This is a genomic window from Undibacterium sp. TJN19 (assembly GCF_049339485.1).
Taxonomy (GTDB): Bacteria; Pseudomonadota; Gammaproteobacteria; order Burkholderiales; family Burkholderiaceae_D; genus Undibacterium.
Genome location: NZ_JBMPPL010000006.1, coordinates 321376 through 343379, shown reverse-complemented (window position 1 = coordinate 343379; position 22004 = coordinate 321376). Strand labels below are relative to the sequence as shown.

General features: G+C 51.8%; 16 protein-coding genes. 9 read left to right on the top strand and 7 right to left on the bottom strand.

The window, feature by feature from the left end:
- Positions 1–75 precede the first annotated feature (75 nt).
- Positions 76–540, bottom strand: coding sequence for an RNA polymerase-binding protein DksA (gene dksA / locus ACO0LH_RS18270; protein WP_422942577.1), 465 nt, complete (start codon positions 538–540; stop codon positions 76–78).
- 405 nt (positions 541–945) lie between these two features.
- On the opposite strand from dksA, the gene ACO0LH_RS18265 reads away from it, so the two are divergent.
- The 5 genes from ACO0LH_RS18265 (at position 946) to ACO0LH_RS18245 (ending at position 7904) form a co-directional block, all read left to right on the top strand.
- Positions 946–2016, top strand: a complete 1071-nt coding sequence (locus ACO0LH_RS18265) for a ligase-associated DNA damage response exonuclease (RefSeq protein ID WP_422942556.1) — start codon at positions 946–948, stop codon at positions 2014–2016.
- The gene (locus tag ACO0LH_RS18260) at positions 2009–3655 is read left to right on the top strand and encodes an ATP-dependent DNA ligase (protein ID WP_422942555.1); all 1647 of its coding nucleotides are present in this window, start codon (positions 2009–2011) and stop codon (positions 3653–3655) included. The genes ACO0LH_RS18265 and ACO0LH_RS18260 overlap by 8 nt, the downstream gene beginning before the upstream one ends.
- Positions 3639–6113, top strand: a complete 2475-nt coding sequence (locus ACO0LH_RS18255) for a ligase-associated DNA damage response DEXH box helicase (protein WP_422942554.1) — start codon at positions 3639–3641, stop codon at positions 6111–6113. Before ACO0LH_RS18260 ends, ACO0LH_RS18255 begins: the two co-directional genes overlap by 17 nt.
- Positions 6110–6760, top strand: coding sequence for a ligase-associated DNA damage response endonuclease PdeM (gene pdeM / locus ACO0LH_RS18250; protein ID WP_422942553.1), 651 nt, complete (start codon positions 6110–6112; stop codon positions 6758–6760). Before ACO0LH_RS18255 ends, pdeM begins: the two co-directional genes overlap by 4 nt.
- 148 nt (positions 6761–6908) lie before the next feature.
- Positions 6909–7904 (top strand): Ku protein, encoded by a 996-nt coding sequence (locus tag ACO0LH_RS18245; protein WP_422942552.1) that lies wholly within the window; start codon positions 6909–6911, stop codon positions 7902–7904.
- A gap of 85 nt (positions 7905–7989) precedes the next feature.
- Here the strand turns inward: ACO0LH_RS18245 and ACO0LH_RS18240 are convergent, their stop codons facing one another.
- A complete protein-coding gene (locus ACO0LH_RS18240; RefSeq protein ID WP_422942551.1) occupies positions 7990–8166 on the bottom strand; it encodes a DUF3606 domain-containing protein in 177 nt (58 codons plus the stop codon).
- Positions 8167–8205: 39 nt separating this feature from the next.
- The gene (locus ACO0LH_RS18235) at positions 8206–8361 is read right to left on the bottom strand and encodes a hypothetical protein (RefSeq protein WP_422942550.1); all 156 of its coding nucleotides are present in this window, start codon (positions 8359–8361) and stop codon (positions 8206–8208) included.
- Positions 8362–8603: 242 nt separating this feature from the next.
- On the opposite strand from ACO0LH_RS18235, the gene ligD reads away from it, so the two are divergent.
- The 4 genes from ligD (at position 8604) to ACO0LH_RS18215 (ending at position 14766) form a co-directional block, all read left to right on the top strand.
- Positions 8604–11213, top strand: coding sequence for a DNA ligase D (ligD, locus tag ACO0LH_RS18230; RefSeq protein WP_422942549.1), 2610 nt, complete (start codon positions 8604–8606; stop codon positions 11211–11213).
- 43 nt (positions 11214–11256) lie between these two features.
- Positions 11257–12957 (top strand): RecQ family ATP-dependent DNA helicase, encoded by a 1701-nt coding sequence (locus ACO0LH_RS18225; protein WP_422942548.1) that lies wholly within the window; start codon positions 11257–11259, stop codon positions 12955–12957.
- A gap of 182 nt (positions 12958–13139) precedes the next feature.
- Positions 13140–14444, top strand: coding sequence for an Nramp family divalent metal transporter (locus tag ACO0LH_RS18220; RefSeq protein ID WP_422942576.1), 1305 nt, complete (start codon positions 13140–13142; stop codon positions 14442–14444).
- A 115-nt stretch (positions 14445–14559) separates the two neighbouring features.
- Complete coding sequence (locus ACO0LH_RS18215) at positions 14560–14766, top strand: hypothetical protein (RefSeq protein WP_422942547.1); 207 nt, start codon at positions 14560–14562, stop codon at positions 14764–14766.
- A 97-nt stretch (positions 14767–14863) separates the two neighbouring features.
- Here ACO0LH_RS18215 and ACO0LH_RS18210 read toward each other — a convergent pair whose 3' ends face one another.
- From ACO0LH_RS18210 to ACO0LH_RS18195, 4 genes are read right to left on the bottom strand one after another with little or no spacing between them, the layout of a single operon-like run.
- Positions 14864–16372, bottom strand: coding sequence for an efflux transporter outer membrane subunit (locus ACO0LH_RS18210; protein WP_422942546.1), 1509 nt, complete (start codon positions 16370–16372; stop codon positions 14864–14866).
- 9 nt (positions 16373–16381) lie between these two features.
- Positions 16382–19597, bottom strand: a complete 3216-nt coding sequence (locus tag ACO0LH_RS18205) for an efflux RND transporter permease subunit (protein WP_422942545.1) — start codon at positions 19595–19597, stop codon at positions 16382–16384.
- Between the two features lie 36 nt (positions 19598–19633).
- Entirely contained in the window at positions 19634–20890 is a 1257-nt protein-coding gene (locus ACO0LH_RS18200; RefSeq protein WP_422942544.1) for an efflux RND transporter periplasmic adaptor subunit, read from the bottom strand.
- 58 nt (positions 20891–20948) lie between these two features.
- Complete coding sequence (locus tag ACO0LH_RS18195; protein ID WP_422942543.1) at positions 20949–21836, bottom strand: alpha/beta hydrolase; 888 nt, start codon at positions 21834–21836, stop codon at positions 20949–20951.
- Between the last annotated feature and the right edge of the window lie 168 nt (positions 21837–22004).

The window sequence follows — 22004 nt, the reverse complement described above, 5'->3', positions numbered from 1 at the left end:
CATACGGAGGGTTCGAATCCCCCTTCTCCGCCATGAATATGAAAAACCCTTGATAATCTCAAGGGCTTTTTGTTTTCAATGGCCAAATAATTTTTGTCTTTTTTCATGGCGCTGTTGCGCTTCCAGTGACAGGGTCGCTGTCGGGCGTGCCAGCAAACGTTCTATGCCTATAGGCTCACCAGTGTCTTCGCACCAGCCATAATCGCCTTCGTCTATACGGGCAATCGCAGCACGTACTTTCTTGAGCAACTTTCTTTCGCGGTCACGTGCACGCAATTCCAGCGCATATTCTTCTTCAACAGTGGCACGATCGGCGGGGTCGGCAAACAATTCGTTTTCCTGGAGATGCGCTGAAGTTTCATTCGCATTTTGAACCAGGTTTAATTCAATTTCCTGCAAGCGTGATCTGAAAAATGCCAGTTGCGCATCGTTCATATATTCCATATCACCCATGTCGAGAATTTTCTCTTCTGTCAGCCTGGCTGGCGAGGAAAATACATTTGATCGAATTGCTTTTTTTGACGCTGGGTTGGTATGCATGGTGCTCATCGTAGACTCCTGAATAAATATTGGCTCACTATTTACAAAAATGTTTCTTCAAAAACCTGCCAAGCCGGGGCAAGTCACCGACTTGTTCATGCTCTGTTTGCGAAACACTTAAAACGTATGGCAAGATACCAAGCAATGCCCATGTTATCTACAAGGCAAAGGCGACAAAAGTTGTCAGCAAGTTCCTACGTAAATCAGCTTGTCTTCTTATGATGCGGTTATTGGATTTCTAAAAACTATCAGATCGCGGTAAGGGACAGGGTTCGTTGTCGTACGGAAGCCTTAAATTTTTTTTGAGACAATCATGCTGACTACAGTTTTATCGTATTCTGTAAAACAACTTCTCAAAAAAGAACTGAATCATCCTCACTCAATTAGACCTATAGATACCTACATATGGCTGACCTGGTTATCAATCGCAAGGAAGGACTATATTGCGTGCCGGGCGATTTCTATATCGACCCCTGGCGCCCGGTACCGCGTGCCATCATTACCCATGCGCACTCTGACCACGCTAGGATGGGTAATGAACATTATCTGACGGCAGCGTCTGGTGTCGGCGTAATGAAGTCAAGGCTGGGTGATATCCGCATAGAAGGGCTGGAATATGGCGAACAGCGCGTGCACAATGGCGTGACGATCTCCCTGCACCCGGCCGGGCATGTGCTGGGTTCTGCTCAGGTCAGAATGGAATACAAGGGCGAAGTATGGGTGGCCTCTGGCGACTACAAGGTAGAGGCTGACGGCACCTGCGCCCCTTTTGAATCCGTCGCCTGCCATACCTTCATTACCGAATCCACCTTTGGCCTGCCCATCTATCGCTGGCAGGCCCAGCAAAGTATTTTTGATGATATCAACCAGTGGTGGCGCAATAATGCAGCACAGGGCAGGACCAGCGTGCTGCTGTCTTATTCATTCGGCAAGGCACAGCGCATTTTGCATGGGCTCGATGCCAGCACAGGCAGCATTATCTGCCATGGCGCAGTCGAACCACTGAACCATGCTTACCGCGAAGCGGGCATACGCTTGCCAGCAACAAAAATGGTCGGCGATGTCAGCGACAAAAACGAACTCAGACAGGCGATCGTCATCGCCCCGCCTTCTGCTGGCAATTCGCCATGGATAAAACGCTTTGGCGATTTCAGCGATGCCTTTGCCAGCGGCTGGATGCAGTTGCGGGGCGCACGGCGCAGGCGTGGCGTGGACAGGGGCTTTGTGCTGTCTGACCATGCCGACTGGCCGGGCCTGATGCAGGCGATCAATGCGACGGGTGCCTCACGCATTATCGTCACCCATGGATCAATACCCGTCATGGTGCGTTATTTGCAGCAACAAGGCTTGCAGGCATCTGGTTTTGATACTGAATACGGCGATGAAGACGAAGCCTCTGCAACAGTTGCTGTAGAGGCAGCAGTAGCGGGAACAGAAACGGGAACAGAAAAACCCAAAGAAGGCGATCATGCGTGAATTCGCCCAGCTCTACGCCCAACTGGATGAAACCACATCCACCAACCGCAAGCTGGACGCCTTGAAAACGTATTTCAGCCAGTCACCGCCTGAGGATGCGGCATGGGCAGTGTATTTTCTGGCAGGCGGCAAACCACGCCAGGCAGTGCCCAGCAAACTGTTACGGCAGTTTGCCATGGAATATGCCAACATCGAAGAATGGCTGTTTGAAGAATGCTATCAGGCGGTAGGTGACCTGTCGGAAACCATCGCCCATGTCTTGCCGCCACCTGTACGGCAAGCTCACGTTGGCCTGGCAAACTGGATGTTGGAAAGAATCGCCCCTCTGCGTGGCGCAACACCAGAGGTGATTCGCAGCGCCCTGTTTTCTTTTTGGGATGAACTGACGACACCAGAGCGCTTTTTGCTGGGCAAACTGATAGGCGGTGGCTTTCGTGTAGGCGTATCGAAACTGCTAGTGACGCGTGCACTTGGCGATGTCGCCAAAGTCGATAACAAGCTGATCGCGCAAAGGCTCATGGGCTGGACAGATGGCCGTATGGCACCAACAGCAGACGGCTTCATGAAACTGATAGCCCCTCAGTCAGACCAGGAACATAGTTTGCGTGGCGGCCAGCCTTACCCTTTTTTCCTGGCGCATCAGTTATCCGCTGCGCCAGAATCCCTGGGCGACATCACTAGCTGGCAGGCAGAATGGAAATACGATGGCATACGTGCGCAACTGCTGCGCCGTGACAACCAGACTTTTCTGTGGTCGCGTGGTGAAGATCTGATTACTGAACGTTTCCCAGAAATAGCCGCCGTCCCTCTGCCAAACGGCACCGCCATTGATGGCGAAATCCTGGTGTGGACTGAAGACCGCCCTGCCCCGTTTGCTGATTTGCAAAAACGCATAGGACGCAAGAGTCTCACTACAAAACTCTTGTCCGAGCTGCCAGCCGTGCTGGTGGCCTATGATTTGCTGGAGCTGGGACAGGCTGACTTGCGCCATCTGCCACAGCATGAACGACGTGCCATGCTGGAACAGTTGGTCACGAGCATAGACAACCCCATGCTGAGGATTTCGCCTGTTTTACAGAAACCGGACTGGCAGGACCTGGCCCTGCTACGCCAGAACTCCCGTGCACTGGGTGTCGAGGGCATGATGCTCAAGGCTGTCAATGCGCAATATGGCGTGGGCCGCACCAAGGATGTGGGCACATGGTGGAAATGGAAGATCGATCCTTATTCCATCGACGCAGTACTCATCTACGCCCAGAGCGGCCATGGCCGTCGTGCATCGCTGTACACCGACTATACTTTTGCGGTATGGGATGAAGATGCCAGCGGCAAACACCTACTCGTGCCTTTTGCCAAAGCCTATTCCGGCCTGACGGATGCAGAAATTGCCCAGGTTGATGCCGTGATCCGCAAGACCACCATAGAAAAATTTGGCCCGGTACGCAGCGTCAAACCCAGCATGGTGTTTGAAATCGGCTTTGAAGGTATCTCGCTTTCCACACGGCACAAGGCTGGCATTGCAGTACGTTTTCCACGCATACTGCGGCGACGTGAAGACAAGCAGATAGAAGAAGCCAATACCCTGGAAGACTTGAAAAATTTACTGGCTACTAGCAATGCGCATGAGCTTGGCAACTAAAGCAGTCAAAGACTGGTTTGCTGCAAAGGGATGGAAAACCTTCCCCTTCCAGCGTGAAGTCTGGAAAGCGGCGCAGGCCGGCGAGTCTGGCATTTTGCATGCGAGTACAGGCTCAGGTAAAACCTATGCCGTCTGGTTTGCTGCGCTGTTGCGGGCCATGGAAAGAAAGCCAAATAAAAGAAGCGCAGCAGGTCTCAGGGTATTGTGGATCACGCCCATGCGGGCACTGGCAGCAGATACCTTGCGTGCCTTGCAAGAACCTCTGACTGAGTTGCCAAATGAGTTATTGCCACAATGGAGCATAGGCGCACGCACCGGTGATACCGGCTCTGCCGAGCGCGCGCGTCAGGCCAAGGCCTTGCCTGCGACCCTGATCACCACACCAGAAAGCCTGTCGCTGATGTTGAGCAAGAACGATGCCCAAGCCCAGTTTGCTCAGCTTGACATGATCATAGTCGATGAGTGGCATGAACTGATGGGTAACAAGCGCGGCGTACAAACCCAGCTCGCCATCGCCAGGTTGCGGGCATGGAACGCGCAATTACTGGTATGGGGTTTATCAGCAACCCTGGGCAACCTGGAACAGGCACGCGATGCCTTGCTGGGAGTCGGGAATGGCTTGCTGGTACAGGGCCAGAACCAGAAAAAGATCAAAGTCGATACACTGATACCGGCGAACCCTTCACGCTTCCCATGGGCCGGCCATCTGGGCTTGCAAATGCTGCCCGCGGTCGTCGCTGAAATTAACAAACATCAAAGTACCCTGGTATTTACCAATACCCGTTCACAGGCAGAAATCTGGTACCAGAACCTGCTGGAAGCGCGCCCCGACTGGGCGGGTGTCATCGCCCTGCATCATGGCTCGCTAGACAAACAGGTACGGGACTGGGTTGAGCAAGGCCTGAAAGCAGGACAATTAAAAGCCGTCGTATGTACATCCAGCCTGGACCTGGGCGTGGATTTCTTGCCGGTAGAGAGGGTACTGCAAATCGGCAGCGCACGCGGAGTCGCACGCCTCATGCAAAGAGCCGGGCGCAGCGGTCATGCACCAGGGCGTGTATCACGGGTGACCCTCGTCCCTACGCATACGCTGGAATTGCTGGAAGCTGCCGGTGCCAAACAGGCTGTTGCCCTGCGCCAGATAGAAACCCGCCAGTTACCTGACAAGCCGCTGGACGTGCTGGTACAGCATGTGGTGACCGTGGCGCTCGGTGGCGGCTTTCGTTCACAAGACCTGTACGCAGAAGTCAGGGCGGCATATTCCTACCGCAATCTGAATCACGATGAGTGGCAATGGGTGCTCGACTTTGTCGCCCGCGGTGGCCAAAGCCTGATTGCCTATCCTGAATACCATAAAGTGGTAGAAGATGAAGACGGCATCTATCGCGTGCCAGACCCCGCCATAGGCCGCAGGCACCGCATGGGCATAGGTACCATCGTTTCTGAAGCATCAATCAGTGTTAAATTCATCAGTGGCAGCCGCATAGGGACGATAGAAGAATCCTTTATCTCGCGCCTGAAAAAGGGCGATCATTTTTTGTTTGGCGGCCGCATACTGGAGTTTATCCGCGTTTATGAAATGACAGCCTATGTCAAACGTGCGGTAGGTAAAAAGGGAACCATACCGCGCTGGCAAGGCGGTAAAATGCCTTTGTCTTCTGAACTGGCCCATGCAGCGCTGGAGCAACTGCGTCTCGCCGCCAGGCAGGAATTTGATGGCCCTGAAATGAAAGCCCTGAAACCTTTGCTCGACATACAGCAACGCTGGTCTGCCCTGCCAACGCCAGAAACGCTGCTGATAGAAACCATGCAAAGTCGCGAAGGTTTTCACCTGTTCATGTATCCGTTTGAAGGGCGCGCCGTGCATGCGGGACTGGCGGCATTACTTGCCTACCGCATGGCAAAGCACCAGGCAAATACTTTTTCCATAGGCTTTAATGATTATGGTTTTGAATTGCTGGCACCACAGTCCACAGACTGGGCTTTACTGTTTAATGCAGAATCAGGCAAAGAGACAGCCCTGTTCAGCACCGACATGCTGCTGGAAGATGTCTTGCTGAGCCTGAATGCAACTGAATTGTCACAACGGCGTTTTCGCGAAATCGCCCGCATCGCAGGACTGGTATTCCAGGGCTACCCTGGCCAGCCAAAATCCAACCGCCAGTTGCAGGCATCATCGAGTTTGTTTTTTGAAGTATTCCGCAAACATGATGCTAACAATCTGTTGCTGACCCAGGCCCAGCGTGAAGTATTGGAGCAGGAACTGGAACTGACACGCCTGCGCCAGACCTTGCAGCAATTACAGCAAAAACAAATTGTCTTGCGTGAAATTGCCAGGCCTACGCCGTTTGCCTTCCCGCTCATGGTGGAACTGTTCCGCGAAAAACTCAGTACTGAAAAACTCTCGGACCGTATCGCCCGTATGGTGCGCGAACTTGAAAAGGCGGCGCAATCATGATGGCACTGGAACTTGAGGTCGCAGGTGAAATCCTCATGCTGTTGCCGCAGAAAGCCATGTACTGGCCCAGCAATTCAACACTGATCATTGCTGACATTCACTTTGGCAAGGCAGCCACATTCCGCCGCCTGGGTGTGCCCGTGCCGCATGGCACAACAGCACAAAATCTTGAACTACTGGATGAGCTCATAATGCTCTACCCGACCCAGCACATTATTTTTCTGGGGGATTTTTTGCATGCGCCTGATATTTCAGCAGCCACGCTACAAAGCCTGCTCAACTGGCGTACTACCCATCCTGCACTTGAAATGACGCTGGTACGTGGCAATCATGATTTGCGGGCAGGCGACCCACCGCAGCAATTAGGCATACATATCGTCAATGAGCCTTTCCGCAGCGGGCCATACGCCTTTTGCCATTATCCTGATGTTGAAAGCGACGGTTATGTGCTAGCCGGTCATGTGCACCCGTCTTTTCATTTGTATGGCAAACGTGATTCACTGCGTTTGCCCTGCTTTGTCGTCGGTGAACGGCGCACGATACTGCCAGCCTTCGGCGCTTTTACGGGCACCTATTCCATGGCCCCGCAAGCAGGAGAGCAGATATTTATTATTGCAGACGACAGGGTCATGAAAATTGGTAATTGAATGATTGCCCCTTATTGTCCCTTATTGCAGCATATTCCTACACGATTTTCATTATGTTCTGACATTTTTTACTCAGGATGAAGCGGAACATGGAGAGTGAATCCTAGAACTCATTTAACAGAAAAAATATCATCCAGTAGGAGTCAACATGGCACACGCAATATGGAAAGGTGCGATCAGCTTTGGTCTGGTCCATATACCGGTAGAGCTTTTTTCAGCAGTGACCGACAATGCACTTGATCTGACCATGCTGGACAAGCGTGATTTTTCTCCTATTGGTTTCCGTCGCTATAACAAGGCAAGCGGCAAGGAGGTCAAATGGGAAGATATCGTCAAAGGATATGAATACAAGCCAGATGAATATGTTGTACTGTCTGATGAAGACTTGAAACAGGCCAATGTAAAAGCAACACAGACTATCGATATCCAGTCTTTTGTCGATGCGAGTGAAGTGCCACTGACTTTTTATGAACAGCCGTATTTCCTGGTACCTGACCGGGGTGGCGACAAGGTATATGCCCTGTTACGTGAAACCCTGCGCAAGGCAGACAAGGTAGCGATTGCCGAAGTCGTGATCCGTACCAAGCAGCATCTGTGCGCCTTGCTGACCATAGATGATGCGATAGTCCTCAATACCTTGCGTTACAGTGACGAAATACGCGATACGGGTGAATTGAAATTGCCCGCCAAGAGTACAAAGACAGCAGGCATTTCCGACAAGGAAATTGCCATGGCAATGTCATTGGTGGATGGCATGACAGAAGCATGGAATCCCTCACAATACCATGATACTTACCGCGAAGACATACTGGCACTGGTCAAGAAAAAAGTGAAGGCCAGACAAACCAAGACCATCACTATGCCGAAAGCGGAAACAGAAGAAAAACCACGCAGTGCGCAGGTATATGACCTGGTCGGTCTGCTGCAACAAAGCCTCGGTAAAAAACCTGCTGCTAAAGCCACAAAAACTACAGCCAAGTCCAGCTCCAAAACCACGGCTGACAAATCCGGCGAACCTGTACCTATCCGCAAAAAAGCCGCTGCAATTGCCAGTAAAAGCAAGGCAAAACCGGTAGCAAAAACGAGCAAAACTGCGACAGTCAAAGCCAAAGCTGCTGCACCCAGACAAAGACGCAGCGCCTGATATCCGGCAAACAGGCATTATGAAAATTAACAGCCTGGAAAATATTAAAAATACTGCCAGGCTGTTTAAATTTTTTTGTTACAAACTAATGCTGCAAATGCTTTTCTACCGCAACAGCACTGGTGCCCACTTCTTGCACGGCAGTGACCAGTTCATCTTTGGTACAGTCAAATTTCCGGGTCCAGTAAGCGACTCCCCAGGGTTCACTCACGTTCACCCTTGACGCGTCTTGCGGACCACGGTTTTGCAGATTGTCGGCCATGTCAGCCTCCTTGATTTGTTGTTGACAGCAACACCGTGATTATGGTGCTGGCTGGCCTTTTACTGCGTTACGGTATTTAGCCTTGGCGGCCAGCTTCTTTTCTGCCTCTGCGGCGACATTGGTACGCTTGATGTCGCGTTTTTCCTGTTTGCCGCGGTGTTGCGCTTCGTCTTTATTGCCTATGCGTTTTGTCATAAATTTCTCCTGAAATAATTGATGATTTCATGCATCCAAAAGTGCAGATGCCGTGAAATGCCAGAGTAGACAATGCCATTCGCCTTGTATGTAGGAGGATAAATGAAGCAGATGTAGGATAGCTAGGCTTGTTCCTACATGCTTGTCATCACCTGGCTGATAGCCCGTCTCTCTTCATGAATTTATGCTCTGCCCTATCACATTTGATCAGTACATATGTATTTCACGGCAGAAAGTTCATCATGGCAAAACCAGACGCGCTGCAAAAATACAAATCCAAGCGCGATTTTTCAATTACGTCCGAACCTGCAGAAGGTGGCACGCCTAACGAAAAGGCGAGAGCTTTTGTTATCCAGAAACACTGGGCCAGCAGCCTGCATTATGACTTTCGCATAGAGCTCGATGGCACCATGAAAAGCTGGGCAGTACCGCGTGGCCCGAGTTTTGACACACATGACAAGCGCATGGCAGTGCATGTCGAAGATCATCCTATTTCCTATAACACTTTTGAGGGCACTATCCCGGCCAGACAATATGGTGCGGGCAAGGTCATCATCTGGGACAAGGGTTATTGGAAACCTCTGGGCGATGCCCGCCAAGGCTATGAAAATGGCAATCTGAAGTTTGAGTTGTTTGGTCACAAGCTGCGTGGCAAATGGGAACTGATCAAAATGCGCAATGCCAAAGGCAAGCAGGAAGCCTGGTTGCTGATCAAGGAAAAAGATGAATTTGCCCGCCCTGCCAGTGAATTCAGTGTTGTTGATGAACAGGCCGAAAGTGTCAAGACATTGGGTATGCCTGCCATGGAAGATGATGAATCAAATGCAGAAAAGGTAGAGACAGAAACTGCAAAAGAAGAATCCAGCTCTAGCGGGCCGCCTGCACTGGCAAAAGCAGCGAAGTTACCAGAGGGCCTCAAGCCCCAGCTTGCCACACTGGTCAGCAGCGCCCCGGCGAATGTGGATGACTGGCTGTTTGAAATCAAGTTTGATGGTTACCGCCTGTTAAGTCGTATAGAAAATGGCGCCATACAATTGTTCACGCGCAACCAGAATGACTGGACAACAAAGCTGCCACGCCTGCACAAGGAGTTGCTGGGCATGGATTTACCCGATGGCTGGTATGACGGTGAAATCGTGGTACTCGATGACGATGGCAAACCAGACTTTGGCGCACTGCAACTGGCTTTCGATGAAAACAATACCAGGGCCATTCATTATTTCATCTTCGACTTGCCCTACTGTGCCGGTCACGATCTGCGCGATGTACCCTTATGGGAAAGACGTCAGGTGCTGGAGCGCATCATGCAAAGACAAACGTCTGAAGTCGTGCGCTTCAGCGGCATATTCGACCATGATCCTAGCGAGATTGTCGCTGCGGCTTGCCAGATGGGTCTGGAAGGCGTCATTGGAAAACTGAAATCATCGACTTATATATCAAGGCGCAGCGATGACTGGATCAAGCTGAAATGCGCCCAGCGCCAGGAATTTGTCATCGGCGGTTTTACTGAACCGCAAGGTTCACGCATAGGCATAGGTTCATTATTGCTCGGTGTGTATGACAATGATGGCAAGCTGCGCTATGCCGGCAATGTAGGCACTGGCTTCAATGAGAAAAGCCTCAAAGCCTTGCGTAAACAACTGGATGGGCTGGTGAGTGAGCAAGGTCCATTCGCTGACAATACCGGCATAGACAGCAAATCACACTGGGTCAGGCCTGAGCTGGTTGCCGAAGTCAGTTTTGGGGAGTGGACCAGTGCCGGTCATATACGGCATTCGGTCTTCCAGGGCCTGAGGACAGATAAACCAGCCAGTTCCATCGTGCGCGAGCAAGCGGTAAGTCCTGCACATGCGGCATCAGCAGATAAAACACGGCCCGGCAAATGGCAGAGAATCAGGAATGCAGCAAAACCAGATAAAGCAGCCAAGGCAAGTAACAATGCAGATGTGCATGAGACCCTGCCAGCAAACTTCAAGATCACACATCCTGAACGCATCATGGATGAAGAAAGCGGCACCACCAAGCTGCAACTGGTGAGTTACTATGCCTCGATTGCTCCCTTGATGATGGAACACCTGAAAGACCGGCCACTGGCACTGGTGCGCGCCCCTACCGGCGTCAGTGGCGAGTTATTTTTTCAGAAGCATGCAGATACACGCACCCTGCCCGGCGTCAGTCAGACCGCGGATAATTTACTGCCGGGCCACCCCGGTTTGCTGGTGATCAAGAAACCGGAAGGTCTGATTTACTCAGCCCAGTGGAACACCGTAGAAGTACATACCATGAATGCTACCGCGGCTTCATTCGACAAGCCAGACCGCATGGTGTTTGACCTTGATCCTGGTGAAGGTGTAGATTGGAAATCAGTGCAAGAAGCAGCCAGTTTAATGCAGGCCATGCTCGTGGAGCTTGAATTGCTGCCATTTTTAAAAACCAGCGGTGGCAAAGGCTTGCATGTCATGGTGCCCATCAAGAAACGTTATGACTGGGACACCGTCAAGGATTTTTCTGAAGCCATCGTGACTCACATGGCCAATACCATCCCAGAGCGCTTTGTTGTAAAAAGTGGCCCTAAAAACCGTGTAGGGAAAATATTCATCGATTATCTGCGCAATGGCCTGGGTGCAACTACGGCCTGTGCCTGGTCGGCACGTGCCAGACCGGGCATGGGTATATCCGTTCCAGTCACTTGGGAAGAGCTGGACAAACTGCATGGCGGTAATCACTGGACCGTGCATACCGTCCATGAACGCCTGAATGTGGGAAATGAGCCCTGGAAAGATTATGCAGATTCAGCCAAGTCGCTGACAGCCAGTATGAAAAGGCTGGGGTTTAAAGCCGTACGTAAATAATATTCTCTTCTTCAATCCAGCTCACTTACATTCAAAGTTATCCATGTCAACAACATCACTTAAAGTCATCGCCCAGAGGAAGAAACAGGTCCACCGCCTGCTGCACGAGGTATTTGGCATTACCAAATTTCGCAATGGCCAACAAGCTGTGATAGATAGCGTACTGGAAGGACGGGATACGCTGGCGATCATGCCTACGGGAAGCGGGAAATCGCTTTGTTACCAAATCCCTGCGGCAGTTTTTGATGGTGTGACCATCGTCGTTTCGCCGCTGATTTCACTGATGAAAGACCAGCTGGAAAAACTGACGGCGCTGGGCATGCATGCCAGCCAGCTCAACAGCAGCCTTACTCATGCTGAAGAACGGGCTGCGCTCGATGACATTGCCAACGGCAACAGCAAGATCATATTTTGTACGCCAGAGCGTCTGACGTCGCCAGATTTTTTGCAGTTGCTGGCAACGGTCAACATTGCCCTGGTAGTCATCGATGAAGCACATTGCATTTCGCAATGGGGTCATGATTTCCGTCCGGCCTATCTGGAACTGGCAGCCGCAATCCGCAGTCTGCACCGCCCGCCTATACTTGCGCTGACAGCCACCGCAACGGAAGACATCATTGCAGATATGGAAAAACAACTGGGCATGATCAAACCCCATGTTATCAACACCGGCATCTACCGTAAAAACCTGCGTTATCGCGTTATCCAGACCACCAATGAAGAAGAAAAATTGGCACTGGTGACACGCATGATCAGGGAAAGCAAGGGCACAGGCATCATCTATGGCACGACGGTCAAGGCAGTCAATGTTTTGTATGAACACTTGCAACAGAGTGGGGAAAGTGTGGCTTGTTACCATGGAAAACTGTCTGCCACTGAACGTAAACAAAACCAGGAATTGTTCATGAGTGGTACCTGTCGCCTGATGGTGGCGACCAATGCTTTTGGCATGGGCATAGATAAAAGCGATATACGCTTTGTCATTCATTTGCAGGTACCTGCCTGTCTGGAAACTTATTATCAGGAATCTGGACGTGCCGGGCGCGATGGCTTGCCGGCAGATTGCACCTTGCTTTATTTTCAGGACGATAAACGCGTGCAACAATTCTTCCTGACAAAAAACTACCCTGAAGCGCACGAACTGCAAATGCTTTCGCAGCAGTTACAAGAAATGAGCGTAAAAAAACCAAGCATGTCCTTTACGGAAATTAAGGATAGGCTGACCGATATCCCTGGAAGCAAATTGAAAATCAGCCTCAAGTTGCTCAAGGATGGTGGCGTGCTGCGGCAGGATCGCAAATTGAACTATTTGATTAAGCCGAAGCAGACTCAGCCGGAAATATTCTCTGAATTAAGTGCCACGTACCAGCAAAAGCAGGATGCCGCCCGCGTCGCTTTGGAAAAAATGGTGGCCTATGCACAAAGCGGATTTTGCCGCTGGAAATTATTGCTGGACTACTTTGACGATGATCGCGACTTCAAGCAGTGCTGCCAGTGCGATAACTGCCTTTCTCCACCGACAGCCAAGGCTGAAGACAATAGTACTCTGGAAATTCTCATTCCTCCTGTGCATACACTAAAAGAACATAAAGAACTCATCTCCACTTTTGAAGTGGGATCACAGGTCAGGTTGAAGAAATTCGAGGTGGGTACTGTCATTGCAGTGGAAGGTGAACAGGTCACGGTGGAATTTCCACAAAACCTCATAAAAACCTTTTTGCGGGAATTCGTCATGCCCGCGTGACAGGCCTCCAAACTTAGGATAGCGACTTTCTCCTACACCAGAAGGCGCTTGAAACTGACCACATTTACCTGCAGCAGGATTTACCATGCTCGACGAATGTTCTGGAAAAAGCGATGAGTTCCAGATATCAAATAAAGTCCGGTACATGACGCAGATAGAAAAAAGAAATAAGAAAGCTTATGATGCCATTAGAAGAAACCGTTCAGGTCGAAGCCGCGGCAACACTTGCAGACAATGACAAGAAGGATTCCGTCCTGGCCAAGCTGGGGCCGGGGCTGATTACGGGCGCTGCTGACGATGACCCCAGTGGCATTGCCACGTATTCACAGGCAGGTGCACAGTTCGGCTTTAACATGCTGTGGACAATATTGCTGACTTATCCACTGATGTGCGGCATACAGATAGTCAGCGCACGCATAGGCAGGGTCAGCGGCCAAGGGCTCGCCACCAACATCGCACGGCATTATCCAAAATGGCTGCTGTACTTCATTGTCGGCTCTTTGCTGGTCGCCAATTGCATCAATATCGGCGCCGATCTGGCAGCCATGGGTGAAGCAAGCAAGCTGCTATTAGGTGGCCAGGCTAAATGGTATGCCATTATTTTCGGCCTGATATCCATCTTGTTGCAAGTATTCATCCCCTATCAGCACTATGTACGGGTATTGAAATGGTTGACGCTTGCCCTGCTGGCTTATGTGGCGACAGTGTTTGTAGTGCGCATCCCTTGGGGACAGGTAGTGCTGAGCACTATCATGCCGCATATTTCAATGAAAGCTGAATATCTGACGATGATCGTCGCTGTATTTGGTACCACCATCAGCCCTTACCTGTTTTTCTGGCAAGCCTCACAGGAGGTCGAAGAACTGCGCGCAAAGCCGGAAGAAACCGCATTATTGAAAGCACCCTTGCAGGCGATAAGAAGTTTGAAGCGTATCAATATTGATACCTTTATCGGCATGGGTTTTTCCAATATGGTGGCATTCTTTATCATGCTGACTACTGCAGTGACCTTGCACATGCATGGGCAAACCGATATACAGTCCTCAGCGCAGGCAGCGGCGGCATTGAAACCTATCGCAGGTGAATTTGCTTTCCTGCTATTCAGCCTGGGAATTATCGGTACAGGCTTGCTGGCTATTCCTGTACTGGCCGGTTCTTCTGCTTACGCCATCGCAGGCAGTTTCAAATGGAAAAACAGTCTTGAGCACACAGCCACACAAGCGAAGGAATTTTACGCCGTGATTGCAGTGTCAACTGTCATCGGTGTCATTCTCAGCCTCAGCAATATTGACCCTATCAAAGCACTGTTCTGGAGTGCGGTGATCAACGGCATCATCTCTGTGCCTGTCATGGCGGTCATGATGCTGATGGCAGCCAAACCTGCCGTGATGGGACAATTTGTCATTTCCCGCCGATTAAAAATCCTGGGGTGGCTGGCTACGGCAATGATGGGTGCAGCGGTTGTTGCAATGGGGTTTACACTTTGAATTGCAGGCTTTGACTTGCAGACTTTGAATCACAGACTAATAGCTGCAGGTCAGCCTATGCTTAAAAATGAAATCACCAGGATGTATGCAGCGATATAGTTAAGTGGAGGCCAAAATGATCATAGTTAAAAGCGTGGGCAGAGGCATTTTGCGAGCCACCGTCCGTCTCGAAACGATAGCGTATGGAAATGGCTGGACGGTAGGTGTAGAAATCAATGGCATCATGGTGCATCACCCCGACACGGATTTATATCTGACTGAACAGGACGCGCTGATAGCCGGCGACGAAGTTGTGGATGTCATGGTGCCGACAATGCATTAATAAAAAAAACAGCGTACTCCCCGAAAGAAATACGCTTTGAAACCAGAACTTGTTCTGGGAGGGGAAATTGCCGTGGAAGCTGGAAGTTACCAGCTTATTATTTGGCTTTTGCCATGACTGCCTTGGGATCAGTTTCCAGCCGTGTTGATGATGTCACTGGAGCAGAATGACGTGCATCCCAACCACCACCAATGGCACGTATCAAACTCACTGCCGATTTGGCGCGCGCACCATCCAGTTGTGCAGCGATGCGCTGTTGCTGTAAGACCGTGCGGTCAGCATCGATCACATTTAGATAACTGACTGATCCTTCGCGGTATTGCACATGCGAGAGTTTGGCTGCACGCTCTGCCGCCTGCACCGCGTTGTCTTGCGCCTGGGTTTGGTCGCGCAAGATACGCAAGTCAGCCAGGTTGTCTTCGACTTCCCTGAAGGCATTCAGCACGGTTTGGCGGTAATTGGCTACATCTTCTTCATAGGCTGCACCTGCCCTATCTACACTGGCCTGGCGACGGCCACCGTCAAACAGGGGCATGGACAACAAAGGGCCGAGCAAGAAGGTACGGCTGCTCCAGTTCAGCAAATCACCGAGGCTGGCCGATTCATAACCAGCAGAGCCTGTGATATCCAGCCTGGGGAAGAAAGCTGAACGGGCCACACCGATGCGAGCATTGGCAGCGGCCATGCTGCGCTCTGCTGCGGCAATATCTGGCCTGCGTTCCAGCAAGGCTGATGGCAAACCTGCGGGGATATTGACAGCAATGCGTGACAAAGGACGCGGCAAGAAATTGAACTCTGCCGGTGTCTTGCCCAGCAAGACGGCTAGTGCATGTTCAGCCACTGCACGGCTGCGTGCCAGGCCCAGTGATTCTGATTGCGCCGTTGCCAGTTCGGCTTTGGCACGAGCCAGATCAAGTTCGCTGATATCACCTTCATTAAAACGGGTTTGCACCAGCTTCAGGGTTTTTGAGCGCAGCTCTACCGTGGCTGCATACAAGGCCTGTTCTGCATCCAGTTCACGCAACAAAAAGTAAGCTTGCGCCACATCGGCTTGCAAGGCCAGTTGCACAGACTGGAACAGGGCCTCATTCTTTTGCGTATCTGCCGTTGCTGCGTCTATGCTGGAAGCGACGCGGCCAAACAGATCCAGTTCATACGATGCACCAAGCTGGGCATTATAGGTCGTGGAAGTCGGCATCCTGGTATTGTCAGGCAAACCCTGGGACGCCGGCGCAACACGCCCACGGCTGGCACCCAGCCCCGCATTCACTTGCGGGAACAGACCAGCACGCGCATCCTGCCGCAAGGCGCGGGATTGCTTAAGACGTGCAGCAGCGGCTTTGAGGTTCTGGTTGGCCGCCATGGCCTGGCTTTCCATCTCGTTCAGACTGTCGTCCGCAAAGATTTTCCACCAGTCGCCACGGGCAACTTCTTCTGAGGGCTGGGCTTCTTTCCAGTTGGTACTGGTTGCCAGCACTTCCTTGTATGCAGCAGGGGTAGACACTTCTGCTTTTTCATAAGTCGGCGCGACAGAACAGCCCGCCAACACCAGCAATAACATCAGCAGGGACGAAGCCGATTTCAGGGGTTTTATAGTATTCATCATCATGCTCTCTCAAACTTTAACAGTGACGTGATTATGGCCATGGTCATGACCGTGCACGATAGCTGGCGCTTCATGCACTACCGCAGAATGCAGCTTGCGGCCACCTGCAAGAGTACGCAGCAATACATAAAACACGGGTGTCAGGAACAGGCCAAACAGGGTCACACCCAGCATGCCAAAGAACACCGCCACACCCATCGCATGACGCATCTCGGAACCTGGGCCGCTGGAAATCACCAGTGGCACCACACCCATGATGAAGGCGATGGAGGTCATCAGGATAGGACGCAAACGCAGGCGGCTGGCATCTATCGCTGCCTGCAAAGGCGTGCTGCCCTGCAGTTCAAGTTCCCGCGCAAATTCCACAATCAGAATCGCATTCTTGGCCGATAGCCCCACCAGCACCATCAGACCGATCTGGGTAAAGATATTGTTGTCACCACCTGTGAGCCAGACGCCAGTCAAAGCCGCCAGCAAACTCATGGGCACGATCATGATGACAGCCAGTGGCAAGGTCAGGCTTTCATACTGCGCTGCCAATACCAGGAAGACCAGCAAGACACTGATAGGGAATACCCAGACACCGGCATTGCCAGCCAGGATTTGCTGGTAAGTCAGGTCCGTCCATTCAAACTTGATACCGGCAGGCAGGGTCTTGGCAGCGATACGTTCTGCCGCAGCCTGCGCCTGGTTCGATGAATAACCGGGTGCCGGGCCACCATTGATATCCGCCGCAGTGTAGCCGTTATAACGCACCACCATTTCAGGACCAAAGCTGGGCGTCACTTTGACCAGCGAAGACAAAGGCACCATTTCGCCAGCCGTATTACGGGTTTTCAGTTGCAGGATATCTTCAGGCTTGGCACGGTAAGGTGCATCTGCCTGGGCACGTACCTGGTACACACGGCCAAAACGGTTGAAGTCATTCACGTACAAGGAACCAAGATAAATCTGCATGGTGTCAAACACATCAGTCACGGGAACACCGAGTTGCTTGGCCTTGACGCGATCGAGATCGACATCCAGTTGCGGCACATTGATCTGGTAGCTGGAAAACATGGGCCCCAGTTCTGGTGCCGTCCTGGCCGCCGCAATAAAGGCCTGTGCTGCAGCATCCAACTCAGCATAACCGAGCGCACCCTTGTCTTCGATCTGCATCTTGAAGCCACCCACAGTGCCCAGGCCCATCACAGGTGGCGGCGGGAAGACGGCGATGAAACCATCCTTGATGGCTGAATACTTCTGGTTCAGCTTGCCAGCAATTGCATCGGCTGCCAGCTCCTTGCTGCGGCGTTCTTCAAATGGCTTGAGCGTCACAAAAACGATACCGGCGCTGGAGCTATTGGTAAAGCCATTGATAGACAGGCCAGGGAAGGCAACAGCGCTCTCCACGCCCGGCTCTTTGAGCGCGATGGCCGACATATCACGAATGACTTTTTCAGTCCTGTCCAGCGTTGCGCCATTTGGCAATTGGGTGAAGCTGATCAGGTATTGCTTATCTTGCCCTGGTACAAAACCACCAGGCACGATGTAGGAAATACCAACGGCTGCTGCCAGCAATACCACGTACACCACCATGCTCGAAGCCTTGCGGGAGATAACACCAGCCACACCTTTGGAATACTTTTCAGAACCGCGATTGAACATGCGGTTGAACGCATTGAAGAAACGGCCAAACAGGCGGTTCATGACTTTGGTCAGCCAGTCAGGTTTTTCATCATGGCCTTTGAGCAGGATGGCTGCCAGGGCTGGTGACAAGGTCAGCGAGTTGAAAGCCGAGATCACAGTAGATATCGCTATCGTCATCGCAAACTGCTTGTAGAACTGCCCGGTCAGCCCAGTCATGAAGGCCAGTGGTACGAATACCGCAACCAGCGTCAGGGCGATAGCGATAATAGGGCCACTGACTTCACGCATGGCTCTGTAAGTCGCTTCTTTCGGTGACAAGCCAGCCGAAATATTTCTCTCCACATTTTCTACCACCACAATCGCATCATCGACGACGATACCGATGGCCAGCACCATGCCAAACAGCGACAAGGCATTGATGGAATAGCCAAAGCCCAGCATCAACGAAAAAGTACCAACGATGGACACAGGCACGGCCAGCAAGGGTATCAGCGAAGCACGCCAGGTTTGCAAAAACACGATGACCACCAGTACCACCAGCGCAATCGCTTCCAGCAAAGTCTCAACCACTGCATGAATACTGGAACGCACGAATTGCGTAGGGTCATACACGATCTTGTATTGCACCGAGCTTGGGAAGTCTGCCGACAATTCCTTCATTGCCGCACGTACCTGGTCAGATACATCCAGCGCATTGGCGCCAGGTGCCTGGAAGATAGGTATCGCGACGGCTGGTTTATTGTCGAGCAAAGAACGCAAACCATATTCGGAAGCATCAAGCTCTATGCGTGCCACGTCCGCCAGGCGGGTGACTGCACCATCGGCAGAGGTCTTGAGTATGATCTCGGCAAATTCTGCTTCTGATTTCAAGCGGCCTTGCGCGTTCACATTGAACTGCAAAGGCGTACCCGGCACATTCGGTGATGCACCGATGACACCCGCTGCCACCTGCACGTTTTGTTCGCGTATGGAGTTGACCACGTCAGATGCAGTCAGGCCACGTTGTGCGACTTTTTGCGGGTCCAACCAGACGCGCATGGCGTAATTGCCAGACCCAAACAAGCCCACTTCACCGACACCCTTGATACGCGCCAAGCGGTCTTTGACATTCAGCACGGCATAGTTGCGCAGGTAGGTCATGTCATAACGGTCATCTGGTGAAATCAGATGCACGACCATGGTCAGTGCAGGTGAACTCTTGATGGTCGTCACACCCAGACGTTGCACGTCAGCAGGCAAGCGTGGCAAGGCTTGCGAGACTCGGTTTTGCACCAGTTGCTGTGCCTTGTCAGGATCTACACCGAGCTTGAAGTTGACGGTCACCGTCAGGTTGCCATCACTGTTTGCCTGTGACTGCATGTACAGCATGTTTTCCACGCCGTTGATGGATTCTTCCAGAGGAGAAGCCACGGTTTCTGCAATCACTTTGGGGTTGGCGCCGGGATATTGCGCCCGCACCACGACAGAAGGTGGCACCACCTCGGGATATTCCGATATAGGCAACTGGAACATGGCCAGCGCACCGGCCAGCAGGATAATTACCGACAGCACCCCGGCAAAGATAGGGCGGTCGATAAAGAATTTTGAGATATTCATGATAGATTTCTTTGTCTATATATTTTTACGTGACGATCAGGATTTTTTAGCAGTAGTTTTTTCTGCTAGCGGAGTCGTCTCGGGCACAGCAGATGCAGCAGGCCCAACAGTTGCGGCAGCCACTTTGCTCATCGGCACCATATTCGGCGTGATGGTGTCGCCAGGCCGGGTACGTTGCAGGCCATTGACAACAATGCGTTCGCCAGCTTTCAGGCCAGATTCCACGATCAGCAAATCTTCCTGCCTGCTACCCAAGCGCACTTCGCGGTAAGCGGTGTGATTTTCCTTGTCAACCGCTAGCACGAAACGTTTGCTCTGGTCAGTGCCAACAGCTTTCTCATCTATCATCAATGCTGCATGTGGTGCACCGCCACCCAGGCGTATGCGGGCATATAGCCCGGGTAGGAGCAAGCCATCCTGGTTTTCAAATACGGCACGCACGCGTATAGTTCCTGATGAAGTATCCAAGCGGTTGTCGATGGAAACCACTTTGCCCTGGCGCGAATAACCTTCTTCATTCGCCAGACCCAGGAAGACTGGTACCTGGCTATTTTTTGCCTGTGCCGGGTTCACGTATTTCAAAAAGCTTTGTTCGTCCACATCAAAAGATGCATACACTTGTGACACTGATACGAGTGTGCTCAAGGCTGGTGAACTGGCACCGACTGCAATGACGTTGCCGACGGTGACTTCAGCACGCGAGATACGGCCAGCAACAGGTGCCGTGATCTGGGTATATTCAAGATTGAGTTTTGCAGTTCTCAATGCAGCCTGTGCCGCCAATACATTGGCTGCAGCTTCACGCGATGCATTTTGTTTTTCTTCAAAATCACGGCGGGCAATGGCGTTTTCACCGAGTAGTCTCTCACCGCGTGCCACGTCAGAACCTGTGTAGGCTGCGCGCGCCTCGGCAGCAGCCAGTTGCGCCTGGAAGCGTGCCACTTCAGCCGCATACGGACGCGGGTCTATGGTGAACAGCAAATCACCTTTCTTGACCAGGCTGCCGTCCTTGAAATGCACGGCAGTCAGTGTGCCACCGACCAGCGGGCGTATCTCAACTCTATCGACAGCTTCTAGCTTGCCAGAATAATTTTGCCAGTCAACGATATTGCGGCTGACGACTTCGGCCACGTCGACCGTGGTTGCTGGTGGTGCGCCTTTCGGTTCAGTATTGCTTGCATGAACGCGGATTGCGCCTATGGTGCCTGCCCCCGCAATCAGAAGAACAATGGCGGCGCTGATGGCGATGGAAAAACGGCTGCGTTTGACGGGTAAATTGACTGAATTGGACATGATATTCCTCGTGGAGAGTGGATTTGTATGAATATGGTTTTCAAGTTTTGGGGTCGTGTCAGGCATGAGGTTCCTCCGGTTCAAAAACTGGCAGTTTTAATTCAGACGGCATTGCCAGCCGGCGGCGCAGGAATTCGGCGATTTCTACCAATGCCGGTGCATGCTCATGCAAAGACGCATGCTTGACACCGGCAAAACGTGCGACCTGGGTAGGCACGCCGACAGAAATCAGCGCTGTCGCATATTTTTCTGCTTCTACATGCAGCACATCATGTTCAGCAGTGGCAATGAAGGCAGGCGCAAGACCACCCAGACGACGCGATTCCAGCGGCGCGGCATAGGGGTGCAATCTTTGCAGGGACATGGGCAGGTACTGACGGTAGCAATTCGCACATTCCTGTGGTGTCAGATCGGAATCCAGTCGTTCTGCATCACCAAGGCGTGTCATGCTGGGATCAAGCATGGGGCCGATCAGGGCCTGGGCAAGTATGGGTTGCGCATTGCGGTCGCGGGCTATCAGCGTCAGGCAGGTGGCCAGGTTACCGCCAGCATCATCACCAGCAACTGCCAGACGACTGGCATCGGCATTGATACTGCCTGCATTTTTGCCAACCCAGACCATGGCGGCATAGGCATCTTCAGGTGCTGCTGGAAAAGGTTTGGCCGGTGCCAGCGCATATCCAACTGAAAGTACGAGAGCATTGCTGTTTCTGGCAATGAAGCGCGCGGTTACATCAGCATCATCGAGTGACCCGCTGATGAAACCACCACCGTGGAAATACAGCACGACAGGCAAAACAGTATTGCCTTGCGGCCGGTACAGGCGAACAGGGATGGAACCCAGCGGGCCAGGAATAAGGAAATTGCTTATCTGCAAAGCTGACTCAGCTGTCTTCGTGGTTTTGCTTCTTGCTTTTCCAGCAATAATTGTTGTTGCGATGGTCATGTTGTTGCGAAAATCCGCTCCATGGGTGAGATTGGAACGAATAGTAGGCGCTGCGCGATTGCAGATAAACAGCGATAATCCAACATGACTATTCCGCCAGGTCGACTAATCAAGGGACAAAATCCATTTATACTATGTCCAACAAAATAGTCACGCAGTTAGTCCTAT

Excerpts from the sequence above, each read along its gene's own strand:
- dksA (WP_422942577.1), bottom strand. The coding sequence starts at position 540 with ATGCATACCAACCCAGCGTCAAAAAAAGCAATTCGATCAAATGTATTT.
- ACO0LH_RS18265 (WP_422942556.1), top strand. The coding sequence starts at position 946 with ATGGCTGACCTGGTTATCAATCGCAAGGAAGGACTATATTGCGTGCCG.
- ACO0LH_RS18260 (WP_422942555.1), top strand. The coding sequence starts at position 2,009 with ATGCGTGAATTCGCCCAGCTCTACGCCCAACTGGATGAAACCACATCC.
- ACO0LH_RS18255 (WP_422942554.1), top strand. The coding sequence starts at position 3,639 with ATGAGCTTGGCAACTAAAGCAGTCAAAGACTGGTTTGCTGCAAAGGGA.
- pdeM (WP_422942553.1), top strand. The coding sequence starts at position 6,110 with ATGATGGCACTGGAACTTGAGGTCGCAGGTGAAATCCTCATGCTGTTG.
- ACO0LH_RS18245 (WP_422942552.1), top strand. The coding sequence starts at position 6,909 with ATGGCACACGCAATATGGAAAGGTGCGATCAGCTTTGGTCTGGTCCAT.
- ACO0LH_RS18240 (WP_422942551.1), bottom strand. The coding sequence starts at position 8,166 with ATGGCCGACAATCTGCAAAACCGTGGTCCGCAAGACGCGTCAAGGGTG.
- ACO0LH_RS18235 (WP_422942550.1), bottom strand. The coding sequence starts at position 8,361 with ATGACAAAACGCATAGGCAATAAAGACGAAGCGCAACACCGCGGCAAA.
- ligD (WP_422942549.1), top strand. The coding sequence starts at position 8,604 with ATGGCAAAACCAGACGCGCTGCAAAAATACAAATCCAAGCGCGATTTT.
- ACO0LH_RS18225 (WP_422942548.1), top strand. The coding sequence starts at position 11,257 with ATGTCAACAACATCACTTAAAGTCATCGCCCAGAGGAAGAAACAGGTC.
- ACO0LH_RS18220 (WP_422942576.1), top strand. The coding sequence starts at position 13,140 with ATGCCATTAGAAGAAACCGTTCAGGTCGAAGCCGCGGCAACACTTGCA.
- ACO0LH_RS18215 (WP_422942547.1), top strand. The coding sequence starts at position 14,560 with ATGATCATAGTTAAAAGCGTGGGCAGAGGCATTTTGCGAGCCACCGTC.
- ACO0LH_RS18210 (WP_422942546.1), bottom strand. The coding sequence starts at position 16,372 with ATGATGAATACTATAAAACCCCTGAAATCGGCTTCGTCCCTGCTGATG.
- ACO0LH_RS18205 (WP_422942545.1), bottom strand. The coding sequence starts at position 19,597 with ATGAATATCTCAAAATTCTTTATCGACCGCCCTATCTTTGCCGGGGTG.
- ACO0LH_RS18200 (WP_422942544.1), bottom strand. The coding sequence starts at position 20,890 with ATGTCCAATTCAGTCAATTTACCCGTCAAACGCAGCCGTTTTTCCATC.
- ACO0LH_RS18195 (WP_422942543.1), bottom strand. The coding sequence starts at position 21,836 with ATGACCATCGCAACAACAATTATTGCTGGAAAAGCAAGAAGCAAAACC.